Annotated in this window: 23 protein-coding genes; 18 read left to right on the top strand and 5 right to left on the bottom strand. The window is 70.3% G+C overall.

Annotated elements, in window-relative coordinates; all coding sequences use genetic code 11:
* From A9O63_RS12965 to der, 5 genes are all read left to right on the top strand, one after another.
* A partial coding sequence (locus tag A9O63_RS12965) for a LysM peptidoglycan-binding domain-containing protein (protein WP_069332313.1) occupies positions 1–1,139 on the top strand: 1,139 nt, incomplete at its 5' end.
* 84 nt (positions 1,140–1,223) lie between these two features.
* Positions 1,224–3,062 carry an ABCB family ABC transporter ATP-binding protein/permease gene (locus tag A9O63_RS12960; protein WP_069332312.1) on the top strand — a complete coding sequence of 613 codons (1,839 nt, stop codon included), beginning with the start codon at positions 1,224–1,226 and terminating at the stop codon, positions 3,060–3,062.
* Positions 3,063–3,161: 99 nt separating this feature from the next.
* Positions 3,162–3,809, top strand: coding sequence for a hypothetical protein (locus A9O63_RS12955; protein ID WP_069332311.1), 648 nt, complete (start codon positions 3,162–3,164; stop codon positions 3,807–3,809).
* Positions 3,810–3,836: 27 nt separating this feature from the next.
* Positions 3,837–5,201, top strand: a complete 1,365-nt coding sequence (locus A9O63_RS12950) for an outer membrane protein assembly factor BamB family protein (RefSeq protein ID WP_235836984.1) — start codon at positions 3,837–3,839, stop codon at positions 5,199–5,201.
* 58 nt (positions 5,202–5,259) lie between these two features.
* On the top strand, positions 5,260–6,723 hold the full coding sequence (gene der / locus A9O63_RS12945) for a ribosome biogenesis GTPase Der (RefSeq protein WP_002719849.1): 1,464 nt from the start codon (positions 5,260–5,262) through the stop codon (positions 6,721–6,723).
* A gap of 207 nt (positions 6,724–6,930) precedes the next feature.
* On the opposite strand, the gene A9O63_RS12940 is transcribed toward der, so the two are convergent.
* The 5 genes from A9O63_RS12940 to miaA form a co-directional block, all read right to left on the bottom strand.
* On the bottom strand, positions 6,931–8,910 hold the full coding sequence (locus A9O63_RS12940; RefSeq protein ID WP_069332310.1) for a dipeptide ABC transporter ATP-binding protein: 1,980 nt from the start codon (positions 8,908–8,910) through the stop codon (positions 6,931–6,933).
* Positions 8,903–10,057 carry an ABC transporter permease gene (locus tag A9O63_RS12935; RefSeq protein ID WP_069332309.1) on the bottom strand — a complete coding sequence of 385 codons (1,155 nt, stop codon included), beginning with the start codon at positions 10,055–10,057 and terminating at the stop codon, positions 8,903–8,905. Before A9O63_RS12935 ends, A9O63_RS12940 begins: the two co-directional genes overlap by 8 nt.
* Positions 10,057–11,082, bottom strand: a complete 1,026-nt coding sequence (locus A9O63_RS12930) for an ABC transporter permease (RefSeq protein ID WP_069332308.1) — start codon at positions 11,080–11,082, stop codon at positions 10,057–10,059. The genes A9O63_RS12935 and A9O63_RS12930 overlap by 1 nt, the downstream gene beginning before the upstream one ends.
* A gap of 3 nt (positions 11,083–11,085) precedes the next feature.
* On the bottom strand, positions 11,086–12,717 hold the full coding sequence (locus tag A9O63_RS12925) for an ABC transporter substrate-binding protein (protein WP_069332314.1): 1,632 nt from the start codon (positions 12,715–12,717) through the stop codon (positions 11,086–11,088).
* 202 nt (positions 12,718–12,919) lie between these two features.
* A complete protein-coding gene (miaA, locus tag A9O63_RS12920; protein ID WP_205631848.1) occupies positions 12,920–13,864 on the bottom strand; it encodes a tRNA (adenosine(37)-N6)-dimethylallyltransferase MiaA in 945 nt (314 codons plus the stop codon).
* An 89-nt stretch (positions 13,865–13,953) separates the two neighbouring features.
* Between miaA and pyrH the strand changes: the two genes are divergently transcribed.
* The 13 genes from pyrH to A9O63_RS12860 all read left to right on the top strand — a co-directional run.
* The gene (pyrH, locus tag A9O63_RS12915; protein ID WP_069332306.1) at positions 13,954–14,694 is read left to right on the top strand and encodes a UMP kinase; all 741 of its coding nucleotides are present in this window, start codon (positions 13,954–13,956) and stop codon (positions 14,692–14,694) included.
* 84 nt (positions 14,695–14,778) lie between these two features.
* A complete protein-coding gene (frr, locus tag A9O63_RS12910) occupies positions 14,779–15,345 on the top strand; it encodes a ribosome recycling factor (protein ID WP_002719856.1) in 567 nt (188 codons plus the stop codon).
* A 69-nt stretch (positions 15,346–15,414) separates the two neighbouring features.
* Entirely contained in the window at positions 15,415–16,158 is a 744-nt protein-coding gene (gene uppS, locus A9O63_RS12905) for a polyprenyl diphosphate synthase (protein ID WP_069332305.1), read from the top strand.
* A complete protein-coding gene (locus A9O63_RS12900) occupies positions 16,155–16,976 on the top strand; it encodes a phosphatidate cytidylyltransferase (RefSeq protein WP_069332304.1) in 822 nt (273 codons plus the stop codon). Before uppS ends, A9O63_RS12900 begins: the two co-directional genes overlap by 4 nt.
* Positions 16,977–16,984: 8 nt before the next feature.
* Entirely contained in the window at positions 16,985–18,169 is a 1,185-nt protein-coding gene (dxr, locus tag A9O63_RS12895) for a 1-deoxy-D-xylulose-5-phosphate reductoisomerase (protein WP_069332303.1), read from the top strand.
* A 6-nt stretch (positions 18,170–18,175) separates the two neighbouring features.
* Entirely contained in the window at positions 18,176–19,510 is a 1,335-nt protein-coding gene (gene rseP, locus A9O63_RS12890; protein WP_069332302.1) for an RIP metalloprotease RseP, read from the top strand.
* Positions 19,511–19,671: 161 nt separating this feature from the next.
* The gene (locus A9O63_RS22195; RefSeq protein ID WP_084295876.1) at positions 19,672–19,809 is read left to right on the top strand and encodes a hypothetical protein; all 138 of its coding nucleotides are present in this window, start codon (positions 19,672–19,674) and stop codon (positions 19,807–19,809) included.
* 159 nt (positions 19,810–19,968) lie between these two features.
* Positions 19,969–22,302 carry an outer membrane protein assembly factor BamA gene (gene bamA, locus A9O63_RS12885; protein WP_069332301.1) on the top strand — a complete coding sequence of 778 codons (2,334 nt, stop codon included), beginning with the start codon at positions 19,969–19,971 and terminating at the stop codon, positions 22,300–22,302.
* Entirely contained in the window at positions 22,302–22,994 is a 693-nt protein-coding gene (locus tag A9O63_RS12880) for an OmpH/Skp family outer membrane protein (RefSeq protein WP_069332300.1), read from the top strand. Before bamA ends, A9O63_RS12880 begins: the two co-directional genes overlap by 1 nt.
* A gap of 85 nt (positions 22,995–23,079) precedes the next feature.
* The gene (gene fabZ, locus A9O63_RS12875) at positions 23,080–23,547 is read left to right on the top strand and encodes a 3-hydroxyacyl-ACP dehydratase FabZ (RefSeq protein WP_002719864.1); all 468 of its coding nucleotides are present in this window, start codon (positions 23,080–23,082) and stop codon (positions 23,545–23,547) included.
* 3 nt (positions 23,548–23,550) lie between these two features.
* Positions 23,551–24,333, top strand: a complete 783-nt coding sequence (gene lpxA, locus A9O63_RS12870; protein WP_069332299.1) for an acyl-ACP--UDP-N-acetylglucosamine O-acyltransferase — start codon at positions 23,551–23,553, stop codon at positions 24,331–24,333.
* Entirely contained in the window at positions 24,330–25,151 is an 822-nt protein-coding gene (locus A9O63_RS12865; RefSeq protein WP_069332298.1) for an LpxI family protein, read from the top strand. Before lpxA ends, A9O63_RS12865 begins: the two co-directional genes overlap by 4 nt.
* A partial coding sequence (locus A9O63_RS12860; RefSeq protein WP_412841980.1) for a lipid-A-disaccharide synthase occupies positions 25,148–25,838 on the top strand: 691 nt, incomplete at its 3' end. The genes A9O63_RS12865 and A9O63_RS12860, both read left to right, overlap by 4 nt.

Here is a 25,838-nt window from a genome sequence, read left to right as displayed (position 1 = left end):
GAGCCCCCGGCGCCCCGGCAAACCCCGGCACGACCGCGCCGCAGAAGGCGGCGGCCCCGCAGCCGGCCGAGGATCCGGCCGCGGGAACGCCCGAGCCCGAGCCCGAACTTGAGGCGGAGCAGGCGCTGGTGATCGAGCCTGCCTTCGACGTGGTCCGCATCGAGAGCGACGGCTCGGCGCTGGTGGCCGGGCGGGCGCAGCGCGGGGCCGAGGTCACGGTGCTGGTCGAGGACGAGGAGGCGGCCTCCACCACCGCGGATGCCGCGAACCGCTTCGCCGTCATGTTCACCCTACCGGCCGATGATCGGCCGCGGCGCCTCTCGCTGCGCATGGTGCTGCCGGACGGCACCGACTATCTCTCGACCGGCAGCGTCCTGATCGCGCCGATCCTGACGCCGCCCCCCGCACAGGTGGCCTCGGCCGAGGCGGGGTCGGACGCGGCGGCGCAGGAGCCCGCCCCGACCCCCGTGCCGCGGGCGCCCGCGGCGCTTCTCGTGGGCGACGGCAATGTGAAGGTGCTCCAGCCCGCCGGCGAGGCGCTCGAGGATCTGGCGGGCGTGTCCGTCGACACGATCTCCTACGGCCCGGACGGCTCGGTGCTTCTGTCGGGCCGGGGCGGTGAGGGGGATTTCGTGCGGCTCTATCTCGACAACCGCGAGATCGCCACCGTGACCATCGCCCCGGACGGCACCTGGGGGGTGAGCCTTGCAGGGATCGAGCCCGGTCGCTACGCGCTTCGGGCCGACAGGATCGATCCCGAAGGCGACGTCGTGGCGCGGTTCGAGACGCCCTTCGCCCGCGAAACCCACGAGACGGTGGCGGCGGCGCTCGAGGCGCAGAGCCGCCCCGGCGGCGCGCCGGAGGGCGAGGCGCAGCCCCTCGTGCCGGGCGCCGAAGGGGCACAGCCCGCGGGCGGGCCGGGCGCGGTCCTCACGGCCTCGGCCGAAGGGGAGCCTCCGAGCGGCGCGCCGGTCTCGGTTACCGTGCAGCCCGGCTTCTCGCTCTGGCGCATCGCCGAGGAGACCTTCGGCGAGGGCATCCTCTATGTGAAGGTCTACGAGGCCAACCGCACCGCGATCCGCGACCCCGACCTGATCTATCCGGGGCAGGTCTTCACCCTTCCGGCCCCGGCGGACTGATCCTGGCCAGCCGGGCCAGCCGGGCTTCGGCTCTGGCAATCCGGGTGAGGGCGGCTTAGGTAGGGCTCTCCGAGGAGATCCCCGATGAGCGAAGCGAGACAGAGGCCGGGCCCGACGCCCGTTGATCCGCCGGAATTGAGCGGCTGGGCGACCATGAAGCGCATGGCGCCCTACCTCTGGCCGAAGGGCCAGACCTGGGTGAAGCGGCGCGTCGTCATCGCCATGGCGATGCTGGTGCTGGCCAAGGTGATCTCGGTCTCCACGCCCTTCTTCTACAAGGCCGCGGTCGATGCGCTGGCGGGCGATGCGCCCACGCCCGCCTTCATGCTGGGGCTCGGCGCGGTCGGGATGACGGTGGCCTACGGGCTTGCGCGGCTCGGCGCCGTGGCCTTCGGCGAATTGCGCGACGCGATCTTCGTGCGCGTGGGCCAGCGCGCGCTGCGTCAGCTCGCGCTCGAGACCTTCACCCACATCCACCGGCTCTCGCTGCGCTACCACATCAGCCGCAAGACCGGCGGCCTCAGCCGCATCATCGAGCGCGGCGTGAAGGGCGTCGACTTCCTGCTGCGCTTCATGCTGTTCTCGATCGGGCCGCTCTTCATCGAGCTCACGCTGGTCGCGATCATCTTCGCGGTCGTGTTCGGCTGGGAATATATGGTCGTGGTGGTGGCCACCATCGCGCTCTATGTGGCCTTCACCTTCAAGGTGACCGAGTGGCGGGTGCAGATCCGCCGCCAGATGAACGAGCAGGACACGGACGCGAACCAGAAGGCCATCGACTCGCTCCTGAATTTCGAGACGGTGAAATATTTCGGCGCCGAGCTGCGCGAGGCCGAGCGCTACGACGCGGCCATGGCGGGCTACGAGAAGGCGGCGGTCAAGACCGGCCAGTCGCTCGCCTTCCTGAATGCGGGGCAGAGCCTTCTCATCACCGCGGGGCTCGTGGCGGTCATGGCCATGGCGGCTTACGGCGTGCAGGCGGGCCGTCTCACGGTCGGCGATTTCGTGATGGTCAATGCCTACATGATCCAGATCACCCTGCCGCTCGGCTTCCTCGGCACCGTCTACCGCGAGATCCGGCAGGCGCTCGTGGACATGGGACAGATGTTCGGGCTCCTCGCGCAGCCGGCCGAAGTCAGCGACGCGCCCGAGGCGCGGCCGCTCGCGGTGGCGGGCGGCACGGTCGAGCTCGAGAATGTCCGCTTCGGCTACGATGCGGGGCGCACGATCCTCAAGGGCATCTCGCTCCGGGTCGAGGCGGGCGAGACCGTGGCGCTCGTCGGGCCCTCGGGGTCGGGCAAGTCCACGATCGGCCGGCTCCTCTTCCGGTTCTACGACGTGAACGAGGGCGCCATCCGCATCGACGGGCAGGATCTGCGCGCGGTGACGCAGGACTCGCTCCATGCGCAGATCGGCGTGGTGCCGCAGGACACGGTGCTTTTCAACGACACGATCTTCTACAACATCGCCTATGGCCGCCCCGACGCCACGCCCGAGCAGGTCGAGGCCGCGGCGCGGGCGGCCAAGATCCACGACTTCATCCTGCGCCTGCCCGAGGGCTACCGCACGATGGTGGGCGAACGCGGCCTGAAGCTTTCGGGCGGCGAGAAGCAGCGGGTGGGCATCGCGCGCACCCTGCTGAAGAACCCGCCGATCCTGCTCCTCGACGAGGCGACCTCGGCGCTCGACACCCAGACCGAGCGCGACATCCAGGATTCCTTGCGCGAAATGGGCGAGGGGCGGACCGTCATCACCATCGCGCACCGGCTCTCGACCATCGCCGATGCCGACCGGATCGTGGTGCTGGAAGAGGGGCGGATCGTCGAGGAGGGGCGGCACGAGCAGCTTCTCGCCCGCGGCGGGCGCTATGCCGCGATGTGGGCGCGGCAATCGGCCGAGGAAGAGGACGAGGCGGCGGCCTGAGGCGGCCCCGCCGGTCAGAGCCTCCGCACCGGCGGGAGCGGGGCTTGGCAAGCCCTTGGGCTTGCGTGTAAGACGAAGGCACCAGCGAGGGAGAGGGCCTTGAGCAACCCCGAGAGTTTCATCGACGAGGTGACCGAGGAGGTCCGCCGCGAACGGCTGTTCGGCTATTTCCGGCGCTACGGCTGGATCGCGCTCGTGGCCGTGATCGCCCTCGTGGGCGGTGCCGCCTATGTCGAATGGCAGAAATCGCGCGAGGCCGCGGAGTCGCAGGCCTTCGGCGATGCGATCCTTGCGGCCCTCGAGGCGCCGGATGCGGCGGCCCGCCGGGCGGCCGTGGCGGCCGTTCCGGCCGAGGGCGCGCGTGCGGCGCTGCGGGATCTGATGGTGGCCTCCGATCCGACCGCCGATCGCGCGGCCTCGCTCCGCGCGCTCGAAGGCGTGGCCGCGAATGCCGCGCTCGATCCTGCGTTCCGCGACCTTGCTGTGCTGCGCCGCGTGATCCTTGCCGGGGCAGAGATGCCGGTGGCGGACCGTCGCGCCGCGCTCGATGGGATTGCGGCGCCGGGCCGGCCCTACCGCACGCTCGCGCTGGAGCAGATGGCCTATCTGGACGTCGAGGCGGGCAAGACCGCCGAGGCCATCGCCACGCTGCGCAGCCTCGTGCAGGACCAGGAGGCGACGCAGGGCCTGCGCCGGCGCGCCGAACAGATGATCACCGCTCTGGGCGGCGACACCCAGGCCGGCTGAGACGGCAGCAAGGGGACGGGCAGGGACTTGAAGAGGGTTTTCACGGTGAAGCGGACGGCTGCGGTCTCGGGACTTGCGCTTCTTGGCCTGCTCGGCGCCTGCGGCGAGCGCGAACTCATCCTTCCCGGCGAGCGGTTCGACGTCCGCACGCCGCTCGAGGCGAGCCTGCCCTCCGAGGGCAACCCGACCCCGTCCGATCCCTCCGGGCGGCAGGCGGACGAGGCCCGGCCGGTGGCGCTTCCGGCGGTCACGGTCAACGCGAGCTGGCCCCAGCGTGGTGGCAACGCGGCCCATCTGGCGCCGCATGCGAGCCTTTCGGCCGCGCCGCAGCTGGTCTGGAGCGCCGACATCGGCTCCGGCAACAGCCGGAAGAACCGGATCTCGGCCGCCCCGGTCGTGGCCGAGGGCCGCATCTTCACGATGGATGCGCTGAGCGACGTGCAGGCGACCTCGACCGCCGGCGGCCAGCTCTGGCGCGTGGACATCACCCCGCCCTCCGACAGCGCGACCCATGTTTCGGGCGGCGGTCTGGCCTACGGCGCGGGGCGGCTCTTTGCCACGACGGGGTACGGCGAACTGGTGGCGCTCGATCCCGCCTCGGGCGGCGTCCTCTGGCGGCAGAAGCTCGGCGCTCCGGCGACCGGCGCGCCCATGATCGAGGGCGACACCGTCTATGTCACCGGCCGCGACAGCTCGGCCTGGGCGCTCGACGCCTCGAACGGGCGCGTGCGCTGGCAGATCCCCGGCGCCCCCTCCAGCACCGGCATGATCGGCGGCTCGGCTCCGGCCGCGGCGGGGGGCACCGTGCTCTTCCCCTTCAACAGCGGGCAGATCATCGCCGTCCTGCGCGAGGGCGGCTCGCAGATCTGGTCCTCGCAGGTCGCGGGCGAGCGGCTCGGCCGCGCCTATACCGGCTTCCGCGACATCACCGGCGACCCGGTCGTTTCGGGTGACAGCATCTATGTCGGAAGCTCGGCCGGGCGCACGGTGGCGCTGTCGGCGACCTCGGGCGAGACGCTCTGGTCGGCTAACGAGGGGGCCCTTGCGCCCGTGGCGCTGGCCGGCGGTTCGCTCTTCCTCGTCTCCGACGAAGCGCGGCTGGTGCGGCTCGATGCAGCGACCGGCGAGGGGATCTGGTCGGTCGACATGCCCTACTGGGAGAATGCCAAGCCCAAGCGCCGCAAGGGCATCACCGCCCATTACGGGCCGGTGCTCGCGGGCGGACGGCTGGTGGTGGCCTCCTCGGATGGCGTTCTGCGCTTCTTCAGCCCGGTCAACGGCGGGCTCGTGGGCCAGACCGACCTTCCCGGCGGGGCCGCGTCGCAGCCCGCACTGGCCGGCGGGATGCTCTACATCGTGGGAGCCAACGGGAAACTTCTCGCTTTCCGCTGACCGGCGTCTCTGCTAGGGAGCCGGGCTTGACCTGCGTAAGCCGCCTCGGGAGGCATCGATGAGCTTTACCCTCGCCATTGTCGGCCGTCCGAACGTCGGCAAGTCCACACTGTTCAACCGCCTCGTCGGCAAGCGGCTGGCGCTGGTGGATGACCAGCCCGGCGTCACGCGCGACCTGCGCGAGGGCGATGCCCGCCTCATCGACCTGCGCTTCACCGTGATCGACACGGCGGGCCTCGAGGAGGTGACGGACGACAGCCTGCAGGGCCGGATGCGCCGGCTGACCGAGCGCGCGGTCGAGATGGCCGATGTCTGTCTGTTCCTGATCGACGGTCGCGTGGGCGTGACGCCGTCGGACGAGGTCTTCGCCGACATCCTGCGCCGGAAGAATGCCCATGTGATCCTCGGCGTGAACAAGGCCGAAGGCCGCGCGGGCGACGGCGGCGCCATCGAGGCCTGGAGCCTCGGTCTCGGCGAACCGATCCGCCTCTCGGCCGAGCATGGCGAGGGGATGGACGATCTCTATCACATCCTGCGGCCCATCGCCGAGGGCTTCGCCGAGCGCGCGGCCGCCGATGCGCCGGTGGTGGATGTGGATGTGCCGGAGGAGGAGGCCGATCTCGAGGCCGATCCCGAGGCGCACAAGCCCACCGTCAAGCATCCGCTCCAGATCGCGGTGATCGGGCGGCCGAACGCGGGCAAGTCCACCCTCATCAACAAGATCATCGGCGAGGACCGGCTGCTGACGGGCCCCGAGGCCGGGATCACGCGCGACGCGATCTCGGTGCGCTCGGAGTGGCATGGCACGCCGATCCGGATCTTCGACACGGCCGGAATGCGCAAGAAGGCGCGGATCTCGGACAAGCTCGAGAAACTGTCGGTGGCCGACGGTCTGCGCGCCGTGCGCTTCGCCGAGGTGGTGGTGGTGCTTCTCGATGTGGAGATCCCGTTCGAGCAGCAGGATCTGCGCATCGCGGACTTCGCCGAGACCGAGGGCCGGGCGGTGGTTGTCGCTGTCAATAAATGGGACCTCGAGGGCGAAAAGCAGGAGAAGCTGGCCGAACTCAAGGAGATGTTCGAGCGGCTTCTGCCGCAGCTGCGCGGCGCGCCGCTGGTGACCGTCTCGGCCAAGACCGGCCGCGGGCTCGACCGGCTGCATGCGGCCATCCTGCGCGCGCATGACATCTGGAACCGGCGGATCACCACCGCCCGGTTGAACACCTGGCTCGGCGCCATGGTCGAGGCCCACCCGCCGCCGGCGCCGGGCGGCCGCCGGATCAAGCTGCGCTACATGACCCAGGTGAAGACCCGTCCGCCGGGCTTCGTGGTGATGTGCTCGCACCCGGACGAGATGCCCGACAGCTACCGGCGCTATCTCGTCAACGGGCTGCGCGACCATTTCGACATGCCCGGCACGCCGATCCGCCTGACGATGCGCGGGCAGGGCGACAAGAACCCGTTCAAGGAGCGGAAATTCCGCACGCCCTCGCGGCTGAGGAAACATCTGGGCAAGAAGGACTGACCGGGCGCCGCAAGGCGCCCTTTTCCTTGGGCACGGGTTCCAGGTCCACAGGATCGACAGGGCGTTCGGACAAGGCGGCTCTCGCGGACAGGCTGGCGCGCACCGTGGGGCGCTCTCAAGCGCCGGTCCGGGCCTGCCGGACGGGCAGCACGCGCGCGTCGGGTGTGGGGCTCGCCCGGCGCACACCGCGGACATGAGGGGGTAGGGTCAGAACCGCAACCGCTCGGGCGGCAGGTGGCAGCGGATGCGATGGCCCGGTGCGACTTCGGCCAAAGGGGGCAGGCGGTCCTCGCAGAGGGTTTCGGGAAGCTCGGCCCGCCGCGGGCAGCGGCCGTGGAACGGGCACCCCGAAGGCGGCGTCAGCGCCGAGGGTCTCTCGCCCGACAGCGGCGACGGAGGCGGCGCGCCGGGATCGGGACGCGGCGCGGCGTCGAGCAGCGCCCTCGTATAGGGATGGCAGAGCGCGCCGAAGATCCGGTGCGCCGGGCCGATCTCCATGATCCGCCCGAGATAGAGCACCATGACCCGGTCGGCGATCTGGCGCACGAGGGCCAGGTCGTGACTGATGAAGAGAAGCGTGGCGCGCCGGGTCCGCTGAAGCTCGAGAAGGGTGCCGATCACGGCGGCCTGCACGCTGGCATCGAGCGCCGAGACCGGCTCGTCTGCGACAAGGACGGCCGGATCCCCGGCCAGCGCCCGCGCGATGCCCACGCGCTGGCGCTGGCCGCCCGAGAGCGCCCGCGGCATCCGCTGCGCGAGCGCCGGGGACAGGCGGACGAGGCCCAGAAGATCCGCGAGGCCTTCGCGCAGCGTCCGGGCCGGAAGCCCGCCCTGAAACAGCTCCAGCGCCCGCATCACCTGCCGTCCCGCCGGGATCGCCGGGTTGAGCGTGTCGGAGGGGTTCTGGAACACCATCTGCATGGCCGCCGTGAGGTCGCGCGGGCGCCGGCCTGCGAGCCGGTCCTGCACCTCCACCCCCCTGAGCCGGATGGTTCCTGCATCCGCGCGCTCCAGCCCCATCAGAAGCCGGGCGAGAGTGCTCTTGCCGCAGCCGGATTCGCCGACGATGGCGAGGGTCTCACCCTCGAACGCGGTGAAGGAGGCCTCCTGCAGCGCATGGACCGTTCCGCGGCCGCTGCCGAACCGCCGGGTCAGCCCCTCCACTTCGAGGATCGGGCCGCCGATGTCCGGGCCAGGCAGGGCCGGGGCTGCCTCGGGGGCCCCGTCGATCTCGCGCCAGCGCAGGCATCGCACCACGGCGTCGAGCGCAACCGTTTCGAGCGGCACGGGATCCCGGTCGCAGAGACCCCGGCGCGCATGGGTACAGCGCGGGGCGAAGGCGCAGCCCGGCGGGCGGTCCTGCGGCAGCGGCTGGCTGCCCGGCAGCGGTGCCGGAGGACGGCGGGCCGCGTAGATCCGGGGCAGGGCCGCGAGCAGGGCTTGGGTGTAGGGATGCCGCGCCCTCTCGAAGATCTGCGCGACGGGGCCCGCTTCGGCGAGCCTTCCCGCATAGAGCACCGCAAGCCGGTCGCAGATCCCCGCCATCAGCGCCAGATCGTGCCCGATGAACAGCATCGCCGTGCCGCGCGTCCGGCGGATCCCGCGCAGGAGCGCCATGATCTCGGCCTCGACCGTCACGTCGAGCGCCGTCGTCGGCTCGTCGAGGATCAAAAGCCGCGGCTCGGCCATCAGCGCCATGGCGAGGACGATCCGCTGGAGTTGCCCGCCCGAAAGCTGGTGCGGATAGGCCGCAAGCATCCGGTCGGGATCGGGCAGGCGCAGCTCCTCGAGCGCGCGTCGGGCGGCGGCGCGGGCCTCGGCGCGCGAGGCCCGGCCATGCAGCCGCGGCACCTCGGCCAGCTGGGCGCCGACCCGCATCGAGGGGTTGAGCGCGGCCATCGGCTCCTGCCCCACGAGCGCGATGCCCGCGCCGCGCAGGGCGCGCCACTCCCGTTCGGCAAGGCCGCGCAGCTCGCGGCCCTCGAAGCGGAGGCTGCCCGCCTCGATCCGGCCCCCAGGGCCCAGATCGCCCAGAATGGCCAGCGCCGCCGTGCTCTTGCCGCTGCCCGACTCGCCCGCAAGGCCCAGCACCTCGCCCGGGCCGATGCGCAGCGTCAGATCCTCGACCACCCGGCGCGATCCGAAGCGCACCGTCAGCCCCTCGAGCGCCAGCACCGGCTCAGTCATGGCGCGCCTCGGTGCGCAGCGCGTCGGCCAGCAGGTTCAGCCCGAGAACGAGGCTCAGGAGCGCAAGCGCGGGCACGACCGCGGCATGAGGATAGATCGCCAGAAAGCGCCGCCCGTCGTTGATGGTCGAGCCCCAGTCCGGGCTTTCGGGCGAGACGCCCAGCCCGAAGAAGCCCAGCGTGCCGAGGAGGATCGTGGTGTAGCCGACCCTCAGGCAGGCATCGACGATCAGCGGGCCGCGGGCGTTGGGCAGGATCTCCCAGAGCATGATGAACCACGGGCCCTCGCCGCGGGTGCGCGCCGCCGCCACATAGTCGCGGTGCCTGAGGTCGAGGGCCAGCCCCCGGACGATGCGGAAGGCGGTGGGGGCGTTCACGAAGACGACCGCCACGAAGACGGTGAGGAGCCCGGGCTCGAGCCGCCAGAGGCCCGAAGGGTCCGCATCGAGCGCGAGGCCCGCCCAGATCCAGAGGCCGGGGCCGAGGATCGCCGCAAGGCCCAGGGCCCACGGCCCGGCCCGCGTGCGGAAGCGGCTGTGCCAGAGCAGGACGAGGAACAGGAGCGGCATGAGGAACAGGACCGCGGCGACGGTGCGGGGCAGCGCCGTCTGCCGGATCTCGGGCGTCACGAGCAGGTAGAAGAGCAGGATGACCGGGAAGGCCAGCACCAGATTGGCGAGAAAGGACAGGGCCGCGTCCAGCCGTCCGCCGACAAAGCCCGCGGGCAGGCCGAGGAGCATCCCCACGGCCAGCGCGCAGAGCGTGGCGGCCGGTGCGATGGCCAGCACGCGCCGCGCGCCCACGACCATCCGGCTGAAGCAATCCCGCGCGAGGCTGTCGCCGCCGAGGAGATAGACCGGATAGGACGAGCCCGGCGCGGGGCTGCCCGGCACCGCGTTCTTCAGCCCCGAGAGCTGCGCCAGCGGATCGTGCGTGGCGATGAGATCGGCAAAGAGCGCAGTCAGGACCCAGAAGAGGACGAGCGTCAGCCCCGAAAGGCCCGCCCAGCTTCCGAAGAGCCGGCCCGCGGGCCCGAGCCGCGCCCGGGCGCGCCAGCCCAGACCCAGGATCAGCGCGAGCCCGGCCCAGACGGGCACGAAGCGCAGGGCCATTCGGCCGAGGATCCCGAGCCAGCCCAACTCCTCCATCAGCGCGCTCTCAGCCGGGGATTGAGCGCGCGATAGGCGAGGTCGGACAGGCCCTGCGTCGCGAGCACCAGCGTCACCGCCACCGTGGCGCAGCCGAGGAGCAGCTCGATGTCGTTGTTGCCCGCCGCCTGCACCAGCGTCCAGCCGAACCCCTTGTAGGCAAAGAGCGTCTCGACGATCACGACCCCGTTCAGAAGCCATGGCAGCTGCAGGAGGATCACCGTCACCGGCGCCACCAGCGCATTGCGCAGCGCATGGACGAGCACGATCCGGCTCTGGCTCGCGCCCTTCAGCCGGGCGGTGCGGACATAGGGCTGCGTCATCGCATCGGCCATCGCCGCGCGGGTGATGCGCGCGACATAGCCCGTGCCGTAGAGCGCCACCGTCACCACCGGCAGGGCGAAGTTCCAGAAGGTGATGCCGTTCATGGCGCCCGAGGCCGTGCCCTGAAAGAGCGTGCGGCCCTCGATCCAGCCCGTCTCGTGCAAAAGGGGCGACAGGCCCGCGGTGGCCGAGGCGAACAGCGCCACGAGCACCACGCCCGAGACATATTCCGGCGTGGCGGCGGTCAGGATCGTGGCCACCGAGATCGCGCGGTCGGTGCGCGAGCCCTCGCGCATCCCGGCCAGCACGCCGAGCGCCAGCGCCGTGGGCACCATCACGACCATGACCCAGAGCATGAGCCAGCCGGTCGCGGCCAGACTGCGGCCCAGCACCTCGGCGACCGGCTGGCGGAAGACGGTGGACTGGCCCCAGTCGCCCTGCACCACGCCACACCGGCCGCAGCCGGCCTTCGGCAACAGGCCCAGCCACTCGCCATAGAGCACGGGCACCGGCCGGTCGAACCCCGACCGCTCGAGCCAGCTTGCCACCTCGGCGTCGGACATGCGGGCCGACCCCTGGGACTTCGCCAGCTTCTCGAGGTTCGGCGGCAGGTGGGTCAGCCAGAACACGAGGAGGCTCAGGCAGAGGGCCGTGGCCAGAAGCGCGCCCAGGCGGCGCAGGAGGATCGCCGCGACGCGCAAGGGTCAGGCGTCGATCCACCATTTGTAATGGTGATGCTCGAAGGTCGGATGCGCCTCGGCCCCCTTCACCTTCGGATCGACATGGCGGAAGATCGAGCGCCAGTAGGGCTGGATCAGCACGCCCTCCTCCTGCAGGATCCGTTCGAGATCGGCCATCAGCACCCGGCGGCGGTCCGGATCGACAAGCGACATCGCCTCATCAAGTTTCGCGTCGAACTCCTTGTTCGAGAAGGCGGATTCGTTCCACGGCACACCCGAGCGATAGGCGAGCGCCAGCACCTGCACCCCGAGCGGGCGCATGTTCCATTCCGTGGCCGAGAAGGGGAATTTCAGCCAGTCGTTCCAGTAGGTTGCGCCCGGAAGCACCGTGCGGCGGATGGCTACGCCCGCATCGCGCAGCTGTGCCGCCACCGCATCGCAGGAGGCCGCCTGCCAGGCATCGTCGAGCGAGACGAGCTCGAACTCGTGCTCGGCCATGCCCGCCTCCTTCAGTTGGGCCAGTGCCGCGGCGCGGTCCACGGTCAGGGGCGGCAGCTCGGCATATTCGGGATGGATCGGGCAGACATGATGGTTCTCGGCCACCCGACCGTGCCCGGAATAGCCGAGCTCCAGCACCACCTCGTTGTCGACCGCCATCTGCAGCGCGCGGCGGACGCGGACATCCCTGTATTCCTCGGCCTGCTGGTTGAAGCGGATGGCCAGCGTCGTGGCGGTGCGCGCCTCGGACTTGTCCCAGCCGAGCGAGTCGAGCACGTCGATGAACTCGCCCACGCTCTGATAGGTCGCGTCGATCTCGCCCGAGCCGGCGGCGGCCACCGCGGCGGAGGGATCGGAGCCGAAATCGAGATATTCGATCCGGTCGAGCCAGGGGCCGCCATAGACCTCCGTGCCCCACCAGGGATGGGCCTCATTGCGCACCAGAACCATGCGGATGCCCACCTCGATCGTCTCGGGCAGGTAGGGCCCGGTCCCCACCGGGTTGGCCGCGGGATCGCCGCCGTCGTAACTTTTGTGAACCACCGCAGCCGGATAGTCGGCGAGGTTCGCAATCAGCGCGATGTCGGGCTGCGAGAGTTTCAGCCGGAGGGTCGTGTCATCCACCAGCTCGATGGCATCGGCGCGGAGCTTGCCCTCGGCCTGAAGGGCGGCCATCTGCGCCGCCATGGCATTCCCTTCGACCGACGCATCGCACCAGCGCTCGAAATTGTGGCGCACGTCCTCGGCGGTGAAAGGATCGCCGTTCGACCAGCTGACGCCGGGGCGGACCTTCAGCAGATATTCGGTCGCATCGTCGTTGGCCTCCCAGCTTTCGAGGAGCATCGGCCGGAAGGTGCCGTCGGCCTCGTATTCCACGAGATATTCGAGCCAGCCCCGCGTGACGTTCGAGATCTGCGACCAGTCGGCGGTGCGCGGATCCTTGAGGGCGCGCGTCTCCATCTCCATCCTGAGCGTGCCGCCGGGCCGGGGGGTCTCCTGCGCACGGGCAGGCTGGCCGAGGCCCAGAAGCGCATAGGCCGCGCCCGCCGAGACGCCAAGGGCCGTGGTCCGCGTCAGGAACTCGCGCCGGCTCATCCGGCCCCTCGCCACCTCGGTCCTGTGCATGAGCGCCGCGGGATGAAGTCGGTCGGTCGTCATGTCGCTCTCCGTGCTGGTGCGCCGCATCGTCCGGTCCCGCCCATTGCGCCCGGATTTGTCGCGCGCGTCAACGCCTCCGGTGCCATGGCGTTCCGCATGTGCGGGCGATGTGCTGCGGTGGCTGCGGGACCGATGAGGAGCCGATGTCTGAAGGCGGCGGAGAACAGGCGTGTGTCCCGCCTCTGGCGCCAGAGCGCGCGGCTCAGGGCAGCCGGATCTCGTGCCAGAGCCGCATGCGGTTGCGGAACCACGTCCGCTGCCGCTTGGCATATTGGCGGCTGGCGAGCTTGGCCGCGGCGACGGCCTCGTCCAGCGAGATCTCGCCCCGCAGATGAGCCACAAGCTCCGGCGCCCCGATGGCGCGGGCGGAGGGAAGCGTGGGATCCCAGCCGGGAAGGGCCGCCCGCACCTCGTCGAGCGCGCCGTGGGCCATCATCAGGTCGAACCGACGGTCGATCCGCAGCGCGAGCCAAGCGGGATCGGGGCGGATCACCAGCGCCGTGGCATCCGCCAGAGGCAGAAGCGGCGGCGCCGTCTCGGCCTGCCAGCGCGCGAGCCCCCGGCCGGTCGCGCGCAGCACCTCCCAGGCGCGCTGGACGCGGGCGGGGTTCTGCAGGTCGATCCGCGCCGCGGTCTCGGCGTCGAGCTCCGCCACCATCCGCGCGAGACCAGCCTCTGCCAGCCGCGCATCGGCCTCGGCGCGCACTTCCGGCGGCGTGTGAGGGATCTCGGCCAAGCCCTCTGTCAGGGCGGAGAAATAGAGGCCTGTGCCCCCCACGATCACCGGGCGCAGTCCCTCGGCCAGAACCCCCGCCACCTCCTTCAGCCAATGACCCGCGGAATAGGTCTGGCGCGCGCCCACATGACCGTAGAGCCGATGCGGCAGCGCCGCCTCCTCGGCGGCGCTCGGCCGGGCCGAGAGGAGCCGCCAGCAGGCGTAGACCTGAAGTGCGTCGGCATTGATCACGACGCCGCCCCCGTCCTCGACGAGCCGCGCGGCGAGCGCGGACTTTCCCGAGGCGGTTGGGCCGGCAATCAGAACGGGCCGCTCCGGTGGAATATCCGGTATGTCAGGCAAGAGGTTGCTCGGCATTGTGAAGAAAACGGGCGAGGTCGGGGCAGGGCGTCCCTGAGCGTCTTCCGCCACCGGCGGCCGATCCCGGTTGAACCCGGCGTCGTTTTCCGACATTTTGCGCCGCAGTCAAATCCAATCAACAAGACGGACGGGAAGATCCCATGACCAGCGAAGCCGCGCCGGCGAGCACAGCCGTGACCTACAAGCGCGTGATGCTCAAGATTTCCGGCGAGGCCCTGATGGGCGATCAGGGATACGGGCTGCACCCGCCGACCGTGCAGCGCATCGCGCGGGAAGTGCAGGCGGTGCATCGCCTCGGCGTCGAGATCTGCATGGTGATCGGCGGCGGCAACATCTTCCGCGGCCTTCAGGGCTCGGCCCAGGGCATGGAGCGGACGACGGCCGACTACATGGGGATGCTCGCCACGGTGATGAACGCGCTCGCCATGCAGGCGGCGCTGGAATCGCTCGGCATCTTCACCCGCGTCATCAGCGCGATCCCGATGGATCAGGTCTGCGAGCCCTACATCCGCCGCCGGGCCGTGCGTCACCTCGAGAAGAAGCGGGTTTGTATCTTCGCCGCAGGAACCGGCAACCCCTACTTCACCACCGACACGGCAGCCACGCTGCGCGCCAACGAGATGGCCTGTCAGGCGATCTTCAAGGGCACCAAGGTGGACGGGGTCTATGACAAGGATCCGCGCAAGTTCGACGATGCCAAACGCTACGAGACCGTCTCCTACGACGAGTGCCTGCAGAAGCATCTGGGCGTCATGGATGCCTCGGCCATCGCGCTCGCCCGGGACAACGACCTGCCGATCATCGTCTTTTCGCTCGATGAGCCCGGCGGCTTCTGCGGGATCCTGCGCGGCGAGGGCACCTATACCCGCGTCCAGGGCTGAGGCGCCCCGAGCCTATACCAATGGCGGAGCGGTGCTGCTATAGAGCGGCAGAACCGCCTGCGCGGAACGTGAAGGAACCAGAACATGTCGCAAGATGACCTCGAGATCGACCTCGATGCGATCCAGCGCCGGATGGATGGCGCGATGCATGCCCTGCGCACCGAGTTCGGCTCGCTGCGCACCGGGCGCGCCTCGGCCTCGATCCTCGAGCCGATCCATGTCGATGCCTACGGCCAGCAGACGCCGCTGAACCAGCTCGGCACGATCAACGTCCCCGAGCCGCGGATGGTCGTCATCAACGTCTGGGACAAGGGCATGATCTCGAAGGTCGAGCGCGCGATCCGCGACAGCGGCATCGGCATCAACCCGGTGGTGGACGGGCCGATCATCCGCCTGCCGATCCCCGAGCTGAACGAGGAGCGCCGCAAGGAGCTCTCGAAGGTCGCGGCCCATTATGCCGAACAGGCCCGGGTGGCGATCCGCAACGTGCGCCGTGACGGGATGGACCAGATCAAGAAGGCCAAATCCGCAGGCATGGCCGAGGACGACCAGAAGATGTGGTCGGACGAGGTGCAGGCCCTGACCGACAAGGCGATCGCCGCGGTGGACAAGGCTCTTGAGGAAAAGCAGAAGGAAATCATGCAGGTCTGAGACGACCTGCGTGCGCCTTCTTCCGTCCGACCCAGCCCGCTTGACCAGCCCAGAGAGAAGGGGAATGCCTTGGCCGTGACCGAGCCTCGCGAGGCGGATCCTCCCCCGAGACGCGCAGATCATGTCGCCATCATCATGGATGGCAACGGACGCTGGGCGGTCGACCGCGGGTGGCCGCGGCTCGTCGGCCACCGCCGGGGCGCCGAGCGGGTGCGCGAGATCGTGCAGGCCTCGCCCGGCCTCGGCATCCGCTGGCTCACCGTCTATGCCTTCTCGACCGAGAACTGGAAGCGCTCGACCGAGGAGGTGCTGGGCCTCATGTCGATCTTCGCGCGCTACATCGAGCGCGAGGCCGACCGGCTGGCCAAGGAAGGCGTCCGGATGCGCTTCATCGGCGACCGGACGCGGCTCGATGCCAAGCTCCAGCGGCTGATGGCGGGGATCGAGACCCGCACCCAGCACAACCAGCGCCTCAACCTGACGGTGGCCATCAACTACGGCGGTCGGGACGAGCTTGCGCGCGCTGCGCGGCGGATGTGTCAGGATGTGGCGGCGGGGCGTCTGCGGGCGGAGGAGGCGGACGAGGCGGCGCTGGTGGCGCGGCTCGACACCGCCGGAATGCCGGACCCGGATCTGGTCATCCGCACCTCGGGCGAGACGCGGACCTCGAACTTCCTGTCCTGGCAGTCGGCCTATGCCGAATACGAGTTCACGCCGACGCTCTGGCCGGACTTCACCGCCCGCGAGCTCGAGACGATCATCGGGCGCTTCGCCGCGCGCGAGCGGCGCTTCGGAGGAGTGTTGCGCGCATGAGGAGGCCCGAGAAGCCGAAGGGGCGCTGGGGCGACCTGCGCCGCCGGATGATCTCGGCTGCGATCATGCTGTCGGTGGGGGCGATCGAGGTCTGGCTGGGCGGCGTGCCCTTCGCGCTTCTCGTGATCGGGCTCACGGGCCTCATGCTGTGGGAACTGGCGCGCATGACCGCGCCGCAGCGGCCCTATTCGAACATCCTCGTGGGCCTTCTCGCCTCGGCCATCCTGACGGGCGTGCTGAGCTTCGTGTTCCGGGAGGAGATGATGCTTGCGCTGGCGGCCCTCGCGCTGGCGCCGGGGGCCGGACTTCTGGGCCCGCGCCGCGACCGGCGGATCTTCTTCACCTACGGCACCGCGCTGATGGTGGCGGGCGCAGGCCTTGTCATGCTGCGCGAGGAGGGCGGGTCGGTCGCGATCCTGTGGCTCATCCTCGTGGTCGTGACCTCGGACGTGATGGGCTATTTCGCCGGCCGCAGCCTCGGCGGCCCCAAGTTCTGGCCCGCGGTCAGCCCCAACAAGACCTGGTCCGGCACGATCGCGGGCTGGCTGGGTGCGGCAATTGTGGGTCTTGGATTCTCCATTGCGGCGGGTGCAGGCTGGGGCCTCATCATCCTGTCGCCCGTGATCGCGCTGGCAGGACAACTCGGGGACATTGTCGAGAGCTGGATCAAGCGGCGTTCCGGGGTCAAGGACAGCTCTTCGCTGATCCCGGGCCATGGCGGTGTGCTGGACCGGTTCGACGCGCTGACCGGGGCGGTGCTCGCCGTTCTCGTTCTGGGGATGCTCGGTGACCTTCCGCTGCCGGCTATGGGGAACTGAAAAGCATCATGCGCAGCCTGTCGATCTTTGGGGCCACCGGCTCCATCGGCGAATCCACCTTCGACCTCGTCATGCGGAAGGGCGGGCCCGAGGCATTCCGCACCGTCGCCCTGACCGGCGGGCGCAACATCCGGCGACTGGCCGAAATGGCGCGCGCGCTGAAGGCGGAGCTCGCCGTCACCGCGCATGAGGATTGCCTGCCCGCGCTGCGCGAGGCGCTGGCCGGGACGGGCACCGAGGCTGCGGGCGGGGCGCAGGCCATCGCCGAGGCCGCCGACCGGCCCGCCGACTGGACCATGTCGGCCATCGTCGGCGCCGCGGGCCTCGTGCCCGGAATGCGGGCGCTGAAGCACGGCCGGACGCTGGCGCTTGCCAACAAGGAGAGCCTCGTGACGGCGGGGCAGCTCCTGATGCGCACGGCCGAGGAGAACGGCGCCACCATCCTGCCGGTGGACAGCGAACATTCCGCGGTCTTCCAGGCGCTCGCGGGCGAGGACACGGCGTGCGTCGAGCGGGTCATCATCACGGCGTCGGGCGGCCCCTTCCGGGACTGGAGCCTCGAGCGCATCCGCGCCTGCACCGTGGCCGAGGCGCAGGCCCATCCCAACTGGTCCATGGGCCAGCGGATCTCCATCGACAGCGCCTCGATGTTCAACAAGGCGCTCGAACTGATCGAGACGCGCGAATTCTTCGGCTTCGAGCCGGACCGGATCGAGGCGGTCGTCCATCCGCAATCCATCGTCCATGCGTTGGTGGGCTTCTGCGACGGGGGCCTCATGGCCCATCTCGGGCCGGCCGACATGCGCCACGCCATCGGCTTCGCGCTGAACTGGCCGGGACGCGGCGAGGTGCCCGTCGCCCGGATCGACCTTGCGCAGATTGCGAGCCTCACCTTCCAGAAGCCTGACGAGGAACGCTTTCCTGCCCTGAGACTTGCGCGCAACGTCATGGCGGCGCGCGGCCTGTCGGGGGCTGCCTTCAACGCGGCCAAGGAAATCGCGCTCGATCATTTCATCGCCGGACGCATCGGATTTCTGGACATGGCGGCGGTGGTCGAGGAGACGCTCGCGGGCGTTTCGGCCGACCCGCTGTTCGGAAAAGTGCCCGACGCCCTTGAGGAAGTGCTGGCCATGGACCATCTCGCTCGGAAAGCGGCCGAGGAAGCCGCCGGTCTCCGCCAGCAGAAAAGGTAGCAGCACTTGGACATTGTCGGTCTCGTTCCCCAGTTCGGCGGGGTCATCTGGACTATTCTCGCATTCGTCGTCGCTCTTTCCATCGTCGTGGCCGTGCATGAATTTGGCCATTACATCGTGGGCCGCTGGAGCGGCATCCATGCCGAGGTCTTCTCGCTGGGCATGGGGCCGGTGATCGCCTCGCGGGTGGATCGGCGCGGCACGCGCTGGCAGCTCGCGGCCTTTCCCGTCGGGGGCTATGTGCGCTTTCTCGGGGATGCCGATGCGGCCTCGAGCCGCGCGAGCGTGAGCGTCCACCAGCTGAACGAGCAGGAACGGGGCCGCACGATGCACGGGGCCCCGCTCTGGGCGCGGGCCGCCACGGTTGCGGCCGGTCCGCTCTTCAACTTCGCGCTGTCGATCCTCGTCTTCTGCGCCTTCTTCATGGTCAAGGGCGTGGCGACCGAGCTGCCCGTCGTCGGGCAGGTGAAGGCGCTGCCCGAGGCGTCGCAGTCGCTCGTGGAAGGCGACCGGATCCTTGCCATCGATGGGCAGGAGACGCCCACGCTTGCCGATTTCGTGCGCGTGGCCAACGAGTTGCCGCCCGCACCGACCGCCCTCTACCGGGTCGAGCGCGACGGCGCCGAGCTCGATGTGACGGCGCCCTATCCCTTCCCGCCGGTGGTCGATGCGGTGCAGGCGCCCTCGGGCGCCCATGACGCCGGGATCGAGGCGGGCGACGTGGTGCTGGCGGTGAACGGCGCGCCCATCGCCTCGTTCCGCGAACTGCGCGACGCGGTTGGGCTGTCGAACGGCGACCCGCTGACCATGACGGTCTGGCGGGCGGGAGAGACCTACGAGGCCTCGCTCACCCCGCGGCGGATGGACATTCCGCTGCCCACCGGCGGGTTCGAGACCCGCTGGCTGATCGGCCTGTCGGGCGGCCTCCTGTTCGAGCCCGAGACGCGCACGCCGGGGCCGCTCGAGGCGATCTGGCTCGGCATCCAGCAGACCTACACCATCATCCCCACGAGCCTCTCGGGCCTCTGGCACATGGTGACGGGCGCGATCTCCTCCTGCAACCTGCAGGGACCGATCGGGATCGCCGAGATCTCCGGGGCAGCAGCCTCGCAGGGGGCCGGCAACTTCATCTGGTTCATCGCCATGCTCTCCACCGCGGTGGGCCTCATGAACCTCTTCCCGGTTCCGATCCTCGACGGCGGACATCTGGTGTTCCACGCCTACGAGGCCGTGGCGGGCAAGCCGCCGAGCGACCGGGTGCTGCGCATCCTGATGACGGGGGGCCTTGCCGTCCTGCTCTCGCTCATGGTCTTCGCCGTCACCAACGACCTCTTCTGCTGACCGCAGGCCGCCCCCTCGGGGGCGGCCATCGCCTTCAGGCGGAATCGGAGGAGGCGGGCGAGGGCGCCCGCGGATCCGCCCCACTCAGGCCACAATCCTCTGCCACGCCGCGGGCGGCGGCCCCCTGACCACGGCCGCGCCTGCGCGTGAGGGACTTGCAGATGAAAAGCGTGATCGACGGCACGCGGGGCCTTGTCTACCTCGTCAATCTCAACCGCGATCTCCTTCTGTCGCTGGGCTCGGTGGCCCTCGCGCTGGCCCTGGCGGGGCTCATCGCGGCGGTTCCGCGCCTCTGGTGAGGTGATGTCGCATCACCTGCCGCCCGACAGGCTTGCGGGGCGCCTGCGCTTTTGACAAAAGCCGCCATGTCCAGTAGTCAGGGCGGAAAGAAAATGACCGAGGGCAGGCGAATGGCGAGGAACCGGACGGGGAACGGACGGACAGGGCAGGACCGTGGCATGATCCGGCCGGCGGCCGTGTCGGTCTTCCTTGGCGTGGCAGGCATCGCAGCGGGCATGACCCTGCCGGCGCTGGCCCAGAACTACTCCTTCTCCGATGTCCGGATCGAGGGCAACGAACGGGTCGATGCCTCGACCATCCTCGGCTTCGCGCGGATCAACCGGGGGCAGGCCATCTCGGCGGGCGAACTGAACGAGGCCTACCAGCGTCTTGCGGACTCGGGCCTGTTCGAGACGGTCGAGATCGTGCCTCAGGGGGGCACCCTCGTGATCCGGGTGCAGGAATTCCCCACGGTCAACATCATCAACTTCGAAGGCAACGCCCGCATCAAGGACGACAAGCTGGCCGGGCTGGTGAAGTCGCAGTCGCGGCGGGCCTACAATCCCGCCCAGGCCGAGGCCGACGCCGCCGCCATCACCGAAGCCTACCGCGTGCAGGGCCGGATCGCGGCCACCGTCACGCCGAAGATCATCCGCCGCTCCGACAACCGCGTCGATCTGGTGTTCGACATCGCCGAGGGCAAGGTGGTCGAGATCGAGCGTCTGTCCTTCGTGGGCAACCGCGCCTATTCCGACCGTCGCCTGCGCCAGGTGCTCGAGACGAAGCAGGCGGGCCTCCTGCGCAGCATCATCGCCTCCGACACGTTCATCGCCGAGCGGGTCGAGCTCGACAAGCAGCTTCTGCGGGACTTCTATCTCTCGCGCGGCTTCATCGACTTCGAGGTGCTCGACGCCACCGCCGAGGTCACGCGCGAGCGCGACGCCTTCTTCCTGACCTTCACCGTGCAGGAGGGCCAGAGCTACAGCTTCGGACAGATCACGGCCTCGTCCGAGGTCGAGGGCGTCGACGCGGCCGACTTCCAGCAGGCGCTCCGCATCCGGCGCGGCGTGACCTACTCGCCGTCGGTGGTCGAGAACAACATCGCCCGGCTCGAGTCGCTCGCGCTGCAGAAGGGGCTGAACTTCGTCCGGATCGAGCCGCGCATCACCCGCAACGAGCGCAATCAGACGCTGGACGTGAACTTCGCCCTCGTCCGCGGCGAGCGCATCTTCGTCGAGCGCATCGACATCGAGGGCAACACCACGACGCTCGATCAGGTGGTCCGGCGCCAGTTCCGCACGGTCGAAGGCGACCCCTTCAACCCGCGCGAGGTGCGCCAGTCGGCCGAGCGGATCCGGGCGCTGGGATATTTCGCCAATGCCGACGTCAATCCCCGCCCGGGCTCGAGCCCGGATCAGGTGGTCGTGGACGTCAACGTCGAGGAACAGCCCACCGGCTCGCTCTCGTTCGGCGTGAGCTACGGCGTGAGCTCGGGGGTGGGCTTCTCGGTCGGCTTCTCCGAGCAGAACTTCCTCGGCCGGGGCCAGATCCTCGGCGTGGATGTCTCGACCGGGACCGACAACGTGAACACGCAGCTCAACTTCGTCGAGCCGTCGTTCCTCGGCCGCGACCTGCGCTTCCGCTTCAACGCCTATTACCGCGAGACGGACAACCAGTATTCGCGCTACGACACGCGCAAGATCGGCATCAGCCCCTCGATCGAATTCCCCGTCTCCGAGAATGGCCGGCTGGAGCTGCGCTATACCCTGTCCGAGGACAAGATCTCGAACGTGGACGGCGGGCCGAACGACACCGACGACGATGACGACGTCTCGTCGATCATCCTCATCAACGAGGAGGCGCGCGGCGCGCTGATCGCCTCGTCGGTGGGCTACAGCTACTCGTGGGATTCGAACCGCGGCGGCCTCAACCCGACGGGCCGGAACCTGCTGCGCTTCAGCCAGGACTTCGCCGGTGTCGGCGGCGACGTGGAATATGTTTCCACCACCGCGCTCGCCATGGCCGAACGCAAGGTCTGGAACGAGGAAGTCACCGTGCGGGCCATCATCGAGGGTGGCGCCCTCAGCATGATCGGGGACGATCCGTCGCGCGTGACCGACCGCTTCTTCGGCAACGGCAAGATCCGCGGCTTCGAGCCGAACGGGATCGGCCCGCGCGACCTGAACGTCAGCAACAAGGACGCGCTCGGCGGCAACTATTTCGCCGTGGCACGGCTCGAGGCCGATTTCCCGTTGGGCCTGCCCGAGGAATACGGTTTCAGCGGCGGCGTCTTTGCCGATGCGGGCTCGGTCTGGAGCCTCGATGACGTGGGCGGCGGCACGACGGGCGACGATCCGGTCGACGACGATTTCCACATCCGCTCCTCGGTCGGCGTGTCGCTGTTCTGGACCACGCCCATCGGGCCGTTGCGCTTCAACTTCGCCAAGGCGATCGAGAAGCAGGACTACGACAAGGAGCAGTTCTTCGACCTGACGATCTCGACCCGCTTCTGATGCACGGGCTTGCGGCCGCGGCCCTGGCCTGCGCGCTGGCCCTTGCGGGCCCGGCGCTGGCCCAGTCGGAGGCGCCCCAGATGCCTGCGGGTGTCGCGGTGATCGACCAGGGCCGGCTCATCACCGACACGGCGGTGGGCCGGGCGCTCGAGCAGCGCTTTCAGGCCGCCTCGCGCGCGCTGATCGCGGAGAACCGCGAGATCGAGGCGGCGCTGGAGGCCGAGGAACAGGCGCTCACGGCGCGCAGGGCCCAGATCGAGCCGGCCGAGTTCCGCCGTCTGGCTGCGGAGTTCGACGCCAAGGTCGAGGGCATCCGCGATGCGCAGGAGGCCAAGTCGCGCACGCTCACCCGCCAGCGCGACGAGGAGCGGCAGCGGATCGTCGAGCAGGCGCTGCCGATCCTCGCCCGGCTGATGCAGGACAGGGGGGCGCTCGTGCTGATCGACCGCGCCTCGGTCGTGATTTCGCGCGACGCGGCCGACATCACCGACGAGGCCATTGCCCGGCTCGATGCGCTGACCCCGCAGGCTCCGGAGGCCGATGCCGAGCCCGAGCCGCCCGAGACGCCCGAGGGCGGGGCAGCCCCCTCCGGGCCCGGGGCGCTGCTGCCGCCGGTGTCCGTGCCGCCTGCGGCGGGCACCGCGCCCGAAATCCCGGACGACAGGCCGCAGTCCCCCGCCGCCACCCCGTGACCCTGCGGCTTGCCCGCGTGCCGGAGCCTTGCTAGCAAGGTCCGGCCCCCCGGGGCCGCTCCACCCTCTGCCAAGGACCCCTGCGATGACCGAAGCCGCAGAAGCGACGCTCTCCGCCGATATCCAGTTGATCCAGCGGATCATCCCGCACCGTTACCCGTTCCTGCTGGTGGACCGGGTGCGCGACATCGTCCCGAACAAGAGCGCCGTCGGCATCAAATGCGTCACGATGAACGAGCCGCAGTTCACCGGGCACTTCCCCGGCCTGCCGATCTTCCCGGGCGTGCAGATCATCGAGGCCATGGCCCAGACCTCGGCCGTGCTGGTCGGCGTCTCGATGGATCTCGCCGACAAGGGGGCCAAGGTCTATTTCATGGGCATCGACGGGGCCAAGTTCCGGCGCAAGGTCGTGCCGGGCGACGTGCTCGAGATGACCGTCACCGTGAAGCGCGGCGGCGGCAAGGTCTGGAAGTTCGAGGGCCGGGCCTCCGTCGACGGGGAACTGGCCGCCGAGGCGGAATTCTCCGCCATGCTCGATTTGCCGAAAGGATAAGAGATGGCAGAGATCCATCCCTCCGCCATCGTGGAGCCGGGCGCGGTGATCGGCGAGGGCTGCAGCATCGGCCCCTTCGCCGTGATCGGCCCCGAGGTGACGCTGGGCCCCGGCGTCGTGGTCAAGAGCCACGCCGTCGTGACCGGCTGGACCGAGATCGGCGCCGAGACGGGGATCTTTCCCTTCGCCGTCGTGGGCGAGGTGCCGCAGGACCTGAAGTACAAGGGCGAGCGCACCCGTCTCTTCGTGGGCGCGCGCTGCCGCATCCGCGAGGGCGCGACGCTGAACCTCGGGACCGAGGGCGGGGGCGGGGTCACGCGGGTGGGGGATGACTGCCTGCTGATGACGGGCGCCCATGTGGGCCACGATGCGACGCTCGGCAACCGGGTGATCCTCGCCAATCAGGCCGCCATTGCGGGCCATTGCTGGCTCGGCGACGATGTGATCGTGGGCGGGCTCTCGGGGGTGCACCAGTGGGTGCGCGTAGGCCGCGGCGCGATCATCGGCGCGGTCACGATGGTGACGAACGACGTGCTGCCGCACGGGCTCGTGCAGGCGCCGCGGGGCGAACTCGACGGGCTCAACCTCGTCGGGCTGAAGCGCCGCGGGGTGAGCCGGGCCGAGATCACGGCGCTCCGGGCGGCCTATCAGATGCTCGCGCAGGGCGAGGGCACCTTCCTCGACCGCGCCCGGCGTCTGGCCGACGAGACCGAAAGCCCGCATGTCCGAGAGATGACCGACTTCATCCTCGCCGCGACCGACCGTTCGTTCCTGACGCCGCAATGACCCGGGCTGCGACCGCGATCATCGCCGGATCGGGCGCCCTGCCGCGCCATCTGGCCGAGGCCTTGCGGGCCGCGGGCGAGGCACCGCTGGTGGCCGCGCTCGAGGGCTTTCCGCCCGAGGGGCTCGCGCCCGACATCACCTTCCGCGTCGAGCGGCTGGTGCCCTTCCTGCGCGCGCTCGAGGAAGCCGGCGTCGCGCGGCTGGTCTTCGCGGGAGCGGTCAGCCGGCCGCGGCTCGATCCCTCGCTCTTCGATCCGCAGACCGCGCAGATGGTGCCGCGGCTGATCGGCGCGATGCAGGCGGGCGACGATGCCACGCTCCGCGCCGTGATCGGCATCTTCGAGGAAGAGGGCTTCTCGGTGGCAGGCGTGGCCGAGATCGCGCCGGACCTCGTGCCGGGGGCGGGCACGCTCTGCGGCACCCCGAGCGAGGGCGACCTGCGCGACGCGGAACGCGCGGCCGCCATCGTCGAGGCGGTGGGTCGCGTCGATGTGGGTCAGGGCGCGGTGGTGGCGCAGGGCCTCTGCCTCGCCGTCGAGGCGCTGCCCGGCACGGATGCGATGCTCGACTGGGTGGCCGCGACCGCGCGGCGGCCCGATCCCGCGGGCGCGCGGGGCGTGCTCTACAAGGCGCCGAAGCCGGGGCAGGACCGGCGCATCGACCTGCCGACGCTGGGGCCCGCCACCGTGGCGCGTGCGGCCGCGGCAGGCCTTGCGGGCCTCGTCTGGGAGGCGGGGGGCGTGATCCTCCTCGACCGGGCCGAGGCGGTGCGCGCGGCCGAGGAGGCGGGTCTCTTCCTCTGGGCGAGAGAGCCATGAAATTCTTCCTGATCGCGGGCGAGCCCTCCGGCGACCGCCTCGGCGGCGCGCTCATGGCGGGGCTCTCCCAGCTCGCGCCGGGGATGGAGTTCGCCGGCGTGGGCGGGCCATCGATGCAGGCCCAGGGGCTCTCGAGCCTCTTTCCGATGGAGGAGCTCTCGGTCATGGGTCTGGCCGAGATCCTGCCGAAATATCTCCACCTCCGCCGCCGGGTGCAGGAGGCGGCCGCGGCCTGCCTCGCCTCGGGCGCCGAGGCGCTGGTGACCATCGACAGCCCGGACTTCGGGCTTCGCGTGGCGGCGCTGGTGAAGCAGGCGAAGCCGTCCGTCCGCACAATCCATTATGTTGCCCCCTCGGTCTGGGCCTGGCGGCCGGGCCGGGCGGCGAAGATGGCGCGGCATGTCGATCACGTCCTGGCGCTGCTGCCCTTCGAGCCGCCCTACATGACGGCGGCCGGCATGAGCTGCGACTTCGTGGGCCATCCGGTCGTGGCCGAGCCGCGCGCGAGCGAGGCCGAGGTGCAGGCGCTGCGCGAGCGGCTGGGGACGGGCCCCGCGATCCTCGTGCTGCCGGGCTCGCGCCGGTCCGAGGTCACGCGGCTCGCGCCGGTCTTCGGCGAGGTGCTGGCACGGCTGCGCCACCGCCATCCGGGGCTCACCGCCCTCGTGCCGACCGTGCCGCATGTGG

It is taken from the genome of Cereibacter johrii (assembly GCF_001720585.1).
GTDB classification, from domain to species: Bacteria; Pseudomonadota; Alphaproteobacteria; order Rhodobacterales; family Rhodobacteraceae; genus Cereibacter_A; species Cereibacter_A johrii.
Note: the sequence above shows the minus strand (reverse complement) of the source record. Positions and strands in the feature narration are given on the sequence as shown.

Coding starts and splice junctions, on each gene's coding strand:
- A9O63_RS12960 (WP_069332312.1), top strand. CDS start 1,224: ATGAGCGAAGCGAGACAGAGGCCGGGCCCGACGCCCGTTGATCCGCCG.
- der (WP_002719849.1), top strand. CDS start 5,260: ATGAGCTTTACCCTCGCCATTGTCGGCCGTCCGAACGTCGGCAAGTCC.
- A9O63_RS12940 (WP_069332310.1), bottom strand. CDS start 8,910: ATGACTGAGCCGGTGCTGGCGCTCGAGGGGCTGACGGTGCGCTTCGGA.
- A9O63_RS12935 (WP_069332309.1), bottom strand. CDS start 10,057: ATGGAGGAGTTGGGCTGGCTCGGGATCCTCGGCCGAATGGCCCTGCGC.
- A9O63_RS12925 (WP_069332314.1), bottom strand. CDS start 12,717: ATGACGACCGACCGACTTCATCCCGCGGCGCTCATGCACAGGACCGAG.
- pyrH (WP_069332306.1), top strand. CDS start 13,954: ATGACCAGCGAAGCCGCGCCGGCGAGCACAGCCGTGACCTACAAGCGC.
- frr (WP_002719856.1), top strand. CDS start 14,779: ATGTCGCAAGATGACCTCGAGATCGACCTCGATGCGATCCAGCGCCGG.
- A9O63_RS12900 (WP_069332304.1), top strand. CDS start 16,155: ATGAGGAGGCCCGAGAAGCCGAAGGGGCGCTGGGGCGACCTGCGCCGC.
- dxr (WP_069332303.1), top strand. CDS start 16,985: ATGCGCAGCCTGTCGATCTTTGGGGCCACCGGCTCCATCGGCGAATCC.
- A9O63_RS22195 (WP_084295876.1), top strand. CDS start 19,672: ATGAAAAGCGTGATCGACGGCACGCGGGGCCTTGTCTACCTCGTCAAT.
- bamA (WP_069332301.1), top strand. CDS start 19,969: ATGATCCGGCCGGCGGCCGTGTCGGTCTTCCTTGGCGTGGCAGGCATC.
- A9O63_RS12880 (WP_069332300.1), top strand. CDS start 22,302: ATGCACGGGCTTGCGGCCGCGGCCCTGGCCTGCGCGCTGGCCCTTGCG.
- fabZ (WP_002719864.1), top strand. CDS start 23,080: ATGACCGAAGCCGCAGAAGCGACGCTCTCCGCCGATATCCAGTTGATC.
- lpxA (WP_069332299.1), top strand. CDS start 23,551: ATGGCAGAGATCCATCCCTCCGCCATCGTGGAGCCGGGCGCGGTGATC.
- A9O63_RS12865 (WP_069332298.1), top strand. CDS start 24,330: ATGACCCGGGCTGCGACCGCGATCATCGCCGGATCGGGCGCCCTGCCG.